5 protein-coding genes and 1 pseudogene are annotated in these 6,000 nt (G+C 64.2%); 3 read left to right on the top strand and 3 right to left on the bottom strand.

Annotated elements, in window-relative coordinates:
• The 3 genes and pseudogenes from sucC to DI606_RS14415 all read left to right on the top strand — a co-directional run.
• Window positions 1-271, top strand: a pseudogene (sucC, locus tag DI606_RS14425) (succinate--CoA ligase subunit beta); the annotation flags it as partial.
• Window positions 272-368: 97 nt separating this feature from the next.
• Complete coding sequence (locus DI606_RS14420; protein ID WP_293984280.1) at window positions 369-1,118, top strand: electron transfer flavoprotein subunit beta/FixA family protein; 750 nt, start codon at window positions 369-371, stop codon at window positions 1,116-1,118.
• 22 nt (window positions 1,119-1,140) lie between these two features.
• Window positions 1,141-2,070 (top strand): FAD-binding protein, encoded by a 930-nt coding sequence (locus DI606_RS14415; RefSeq protein ID WP_293984279.1) that lies wholly within the window; start codon window positions 1,141-1,143, stop codon window positions 2,068-2,070.
• A gap of 73 nt (window positions 2,071-2,143) precedes the next feature.
• Here DI606_RS14415 and DI606_RS14410 read toward each other — a convergent pair whose 3' ends face one another.
• From DI606_RS14410 to uvrA, 3 genes are all read right to left on the bottom strand, one after another.
• Window positions 2,144-2,494 (bottom strand): glycine zipper 2TM domain-containing protein, encoded by a 351-nt coding sequence (locus tag DI606_RS14410; protein ID WP_293984278.1) that lies wholly within the window; start codon window positions 2,492-2,494, stop codon window positions 2,144-2,146.
• A 209-nt stretch (window positions 2,495-2,703) separates the two neighbouring features.
• Window positions 2,704-2,898 (bottom strand): hypothetical protein, encoded by a 195-nt coding sequence (locus DI606_RS14405; protein ID WP_293984277.1) that lies wholly within the window; start codon window positions 2,896-2,898, stop codon window positions 2,704-2,706.
• Between the two features lie 125 nt (window positions 2,899-3,023).
• On the bottom strand, window positions 3,024-5,939 hold the full coding sequence (uvrA, locus tag DI606_RS14400) for an excinuclease ABC subunit UvrA (protein ID WP_293984275.1): 2,916 nt from the start codon (window positions 5,937-5,939) through the stop codon (window positions 3,024-3,026).
• Window positions 5,940-6,000: the final 61 nt, after the last annotated feature.

Genomic DNA, 6,000 nt, shown 5'->3' with positions numbered 1-6,000 from the left:
GGCCTTCAAGATCATCCTGAAGGACCCGGCGGTGAAGGGCATCCTCGTCAACATCTTCGGCGGCATCATGAAGTGCGACATCATCGCCAACGGGATCGTCGCCGCCGCCAAGGAAGTGAACCTTTCGGTTCCGCTGGTCGTTCGCCTGGAAGGCACCAACGTCCAGCAGGGCAAGGACATTCTGGCCAATTCGGGTCTCCCTATCGTCCCGGCGGACGACCTGGGCGACGCGGCCAAGAAGATCGTGGCGGAAGTGAGGAAGGCAGCCTGAGGCACTTTCCCGCCTGAACAGAGACATTGAGGGTGCGGGGGGTCCGGAAACGGGCTGCCCGCGCCCGTGTTGCCATTGATAACGGAGGATGTTGAAGATGAAGATCCTTGTGCCCGTGAAGCGGGTGATCGACTATAACGTAAAGCCGCGCGTGAAGGCGGACGGCACTGGCGTGGACCTTGCCAACGTCAAGATGAGCATGAACCCGTTCGACGAGATCGCGGTCGAGGAAGCCATCCGGCTGAAGGAAAAGGGCGTGGCGACCGAGGTCGTCGCGGTGTCGATCGGCGTCGCCAAGGCGCAGGAAACGCTGCGGACCGCGCTTGCCATGGGGGCCGACCGTGCGATCCTGATCCAGACCGACGACGAGGTCGAGCCGCTGGGCGTCGCCAAGCTGCTCGCCAAGGTGCAGGAAGAAGAAGGCGCGGGCCTGATCATCCTGGGCAAGCAGGCAATCGACGACGACAGCAACCAGACCGGCCAGATGCTCGCGGCGCTGCTGAACCTGCCGCAGGGCACGTTCGCCAGCAAGATCGAGGTCGAGGGCGACAGCGTGCATGTGACGCGCGAAGTCGACGGCGGGCTGGAGACGGTGAAGCTGTCGACCCCGGCGATCGTCACCACCGACCTGCGCCTGAACGAGCCGCGCTACGCCTCGCTCCCCAACATCATGAAGGCGAAGTCCAAGCCGCTCGCGACCAAGGCGCCTGCCGACTATGGCGTCGACATCGCGCCGCGCCTCGCGACGCTCAAGGTCGTGGAACCGGCCAAGCGCTCGGCCGGCATCAAGGTCGCCGATGTGGACGAACTGGTCGCCAAGCTGAAGGCCATGGGCGTCGCCGCCTGAATTTCCGAAAGGATCGAAGACAATGAAGACTCTGGTTTGGGTTGAACATGAGGGCGGCGCGGTCAAGGACGCGACGCTGTCCGCCGTCACCGCCGCATCGAAGCTGGGCGAGGTACATCTGCTGGTCGCGGGCGAGGGCGTGTCCGCCGTGGCGGATGCCGCTGCGAAGATCGCAGGCGTAGGCAAGGTCCATGTCGCCGACGACGCGGCGTTCGGCCATGCGCTCCCTGAAAATGTCGCGCCGCTGATCGTCGAGCTGATGGGCGACCATGACGCGTTCGTGGCGCCTGCCACCTCCAACGGCAAGAATATCGCGCCGCGCGTCGCCGCGCTGCTCGACGTGATGCAGATCAGCGACATCCTGTCGGTCGAGAGCGAAGACACGTTCACGCGCCCGATCTACGCAGGCAACGCCATCGCGACCGTCCAGTCGAAGGACGCCAAGAAGGTCATCACCGTGCGCGGCACCGCGTTCGAGAAGGCCGCGAGCGAAGGCGGCAGCGGCACGGTCGAAGCGGTGGCTTCTACCGGCGACAAGGGCCTGTCCTCCTTCGTCGGGGCGGAGATCGTGAAGCTGGAACGTCCCGAACTGACCAGCGCCAAGATCATCGTGTCGGGCGGTCGCGCGCTCAAGGACGGCGAGACGTTCGAACAGCTGATCTTCCCGCTGGCCGACAAGCTGGGTGCGGCCGTGGGCGCAAGCCGCGCGGCGGTCGATGCGGGCTACGTCCCCAACGACTATCAGGTCGGCCAGACCGGCAAGATCGTCGCTCCCGAAGTCTATGTCGCGGTCGGCATTTCCGGCGCGATCCAGCATCTGGCGGGTATGAAGGACAGCAAGACCATCGTCGCCATCAACAAGGACGAGGATGCGCCGATCTTCCAGGTCGCGGACATCGGACTGGTCGGCGATCTGTTCAAGCTGGTGCCGGAACTGACCGAAAAGCTCTAGGCTTCATTCACACGGAAAAGGGCGCGGGGATCGCATGTCCCCGCGCCCTTTTTCATGGGCGGCTGTCGGTCGATTATTCGCAGCGCACGTCGTTGCGGTCGATCGCGCGTCCGGCGAGCGCGCCGCCGCCCGCGCCGAGGATCGTGCCCAGTGTCTTGGACCCGCCGGGCGCGATGATATTGCCCAGCACGCCGCCAGCGAGCGCGCCGACAATGGTGCCGGTGGTGCCGTCGTCGCGGCGGCAATAATAACGCCCGTTATTGTCGCGATAGATATAGTCGTTGTCGCGGATGGGTCGGCGGCGCGGCGGGGGGCCGCGGCGTTCGGGCCGGTTATAGCCATAGCCGCCGCCGTAATTGTCCGACATGCATGCGCCGAGCGGCAGCATGGCGAGAATGGCGGCGGCGAGGATCGGCTTGCGCATGGGATTTCCTTCCTGATTCCCGCTCCAGGGATATGAACCCGAAGGTACAAACATGGTTGCGCCGGGCGAAGGCCGGTTCGGGGGAGCGGACGTGAAACCGCCCGCCGTCTGCCGAGAGAGGGGGGACGCGGCAGAAGGCGGGCGGCAACCGGCGGCGAGCGGGGGGACGTGCCGCCGGAAACTTTCAGATCGTGTAGGGGGCGCCGGTCTTAGTGCGACAGCGGCGTCGACGATGCGTTCGGCGAGGTCGTCAGCGGAGCGGACACGCGCTGGTCGTCGAGCTTGGCCTTGGCTTCGCCATAGCGGGCGCTCAGGTCGTTCTTGAACTCGGTCAGCTTGCCTTCGTCATACAGCTTCTTGCCGACATAACCGGCGATGGCGCCGAAAATCAGGGTGCGGATCATGTGCGTCTCCTTGGTGATATTTGCTTTCATAACCGGTCAGGAGAGGCGAAGGTTCCCGTGTTTTCGACCGCTTTTGCGGTCTGCGACGAGGCGAGGCTGCGGGGCGGGCAGTCGCGACCGCCCGCTTACTCCGCCGCGAGCGCCTCCATTCCCAGCAGCGGGGCGAGATAGCGCCCGGTGAAGCTGCGCGGTTCCTTCACGACCTTTTCCGGCGTGCCTTCCGCCACGACCTCACCGCCCTTGACGCCGCCTTCCGGTCCCATGTCGATGATCCAGTCGGCGGTCTTGATGACATCGAGATTATGTTCGATCACGACGACGCTGTTGCCCTGATCGACGAGCGTGTGGAGGACTTCGAGGAGTTTGCGTACATCCTCGAAATGCAGGCCGGTGGTGGGTTCGTCGAGAATGTAGAGCGTGTTGCCGGTCGCGCGGCGGGAGAGTTCCTTGGCAAGTTTGACGCGCTGCGCCTCGCCCCCCGACAGGGTCGTCGCCTGTTGCCCGACCTTGACATAGCCGAGCCCCACTTCGGCGAGCATCGCCATCTTGTCGCGGATGGGAGGCACGGCCTTGAAAAATTCGACCGCATCCTCGACCGTCATGTCGAGCACGTCGGCGATGGACTTGCCCTTGAACTTCACTTCCAGCGTTTCGCGATTGTAGCGCGCGCCGTGACACACGTCGCAGGTGACGTAGACATCGGGCAGGAAGTGCATCTCGATCTTGAGCACGCCGTCGCCCTGGCACGCTTCGCAGCGGCCGCCCTTGACGTTGAAGCTGAAGCGGCCCGGCTTATAGCCGCGCGCCTGCGCTTCGGGGAGGCCCGCAAACCAGTCGCGAATGTTGGTGAACGCGCCGGTGTAGGTCGCGGGATTGGACCGGGGCGTGCGACCGATGGGCGACTGGTCGATGTCGATCACCTTGTCGCAATGGTCGAGGCCCGTCACCTTGTCATGCGCACCCGCGACGATCCGCGCGCCGTTCAGCGTGCGGGCGCTGGCGGCGTAGAGCGTGTCGATGGTGAAGCTGGACTTGCCCGATCCGCTGACGCCGGTGATGCAGGTGAAGGTGCCGAGCGGGATCGACGCGGTGACGCCGCGCAGATTGTTGGCGCGGGCGTTGTGGACGGTCAGCTTCTTGCCCGACCCCTTGCGCCGTTTGGCGGGTACGTCGATGCGGCGGGTGCCGTTCAGATAATCGGCGGTCAGGCTCTTCTTGTTCTTGAGGATTTGCTTGAGAGTGCCTTCGGCGACGATGGTGCCGCCATGGACGCCCGCACCCGGTCCCATGTCGACGATATAGTCGGCGGCACGGATCGCATCCTCGTCATGCTCCACGACGATGACGCTGTTGCCGAGGTCGCGGAGCCTTTTCAGAGTGACGAGCAGCCGGTCATTGTCGCGCTGGTGCAGCCCGATCGAGGGTTCGTCGAGCACGTAGAGCACGCCCGACAAGCCGCTGCCGATCTGCGAGGCGAGGCGGATGCGCTGGCTTTCGCCGCCCGACAGCGTGCCGGACGTGCGGTCGAGGTTCAGATAGTCGAGGCCGACATTGTTGAGGAAGCCGAGGCGCTCCACGATTTCCTTGAGGATGGCCTTGGCGATCTGGTTCTGCTGATCGTTGAGATGGTCGGGGAGGGTGGAAAAGAACGCGAGCGCGTCCACCACCGAACGGCGGGTGGAGATGGAGATATCCTCGCCCGCGATCTTGACCGCGAGTGCTTCGGGCTTCAGCCGCGCGCCGTGACAGGTTTCGCAGGGCATCGCGGTCTGATATTTAGACAGTTCCTCGCGCATCCAGGCGCTGTCGGTCTGGAGCATCCGGCGGTTGAGATTGCCGATGACGCCCTCGAACGCTTTCTTGACCTCGTAAGATTTCTTGCCGTCCTGGAAGCGCAGCGTCACGGGCTTGCCGCCGGTGCCGTGGAGGATGATGAGCTGCACCTCGCCCGGCAGATCCTGCCAAGGCGTGTCGAGGCTGAAGCCGAACTCCTTCGCCAGGCTGCCCAGCACCTGCATATAATAAGGCGAGGGCGGATTGGACTTGGCCCAAGGGACAACCGCGCCCTTTTTCAGCGACAGGGCTTCGTTGGGAACGACCAGTTCGGGGTCGAATTCCTGCCGTTCGCCAAGTCCGTCGCAGGCCGGGCAGGCACCCATCGGCGCGTTGAAGGAAAAGAGGCGCGGTTCGATCTCTGGAATGGTGAAGCCAGACACGGGGCAGGCGAATTTTTCGGAGAAGACGATGCGGTTGGGCGGAATGGCCGCGCCCTTCATCTTCTTGTCCGACTGCGCTTCCCCTTCGCGACCGGGGACGACCCCGTCGGCGAGGTCGACATAAGCAAGGCCGTCGGCAAGCTTCAACGCCTGTTCGAAACTGTCGGCGAGGCGCGTGCCCATGTCCGCTTCGACGGCGAGACGATCGACCACGACTTCGATGTCATGCTTGTATTTCTTGTCGAGCGCGGGGGCGTCCTCGATCAGCATGGTTTCGCCGTCGATGCGCACGCGGGTGTAGCCCGCCTTCTGCCATTCGGCGAGTTCCTTGCGATATTCGCCCTTGCGCCCGCGCACCACCGGGGCAAGCAGGTAGAAGCGCGTGCCAGCGGGCAGTTGCATGACGCGGTCGACCATCTGGCTGACCGTCTGCGCGCTGATCGGTTCCCCGGTCACGGGGGAATAGGGGATGCCGACACGCGCCCAGAGCAGGCGCATATAGTCGTAGATTTCCGTTACGGTGGCGACGGTCGAGCGGGGATTGCGGCTGGTCGTCTTCTGCTCGATGGAGATGGCGGGGCTCAAACCCTCTATATGCTCGACATCGGGCTTCTGCATCATCTCCAGAAACTGGCGCGCATAGGCGGAGAGCGATTCCACATAGCGGCGCTGCCCCTCGGCATAGATGGTGTCGAAGGCGAGCGAGGACTTGCCCGACCCGGACAGGCCGGTGATGACGATCAGGCTGTCGCGCGGAAGATCGACATCGACGCCCTTGAGATTATGCTCGCGCGCGCCGCGGACGGAAATATGGGTAAGGCTCATGGGGCGATGTTCTATCTTCGTTCCAGACGGGAATCCAGAGCGGTAGATAGGAAGCGACCGA

It is taken from the genome of Sphingobium sp. (genome assembly GCF_003248505.1).
Taxonomy (GTDB): Bacteria; Pseudomonadota; Alphaproteobacteria; order Sphingomonadales; family Sphingomonadaceae; genus Sphingobium.
This window is presented reverse-complemented; position numbering and strand designations above follow the sequence as displayed.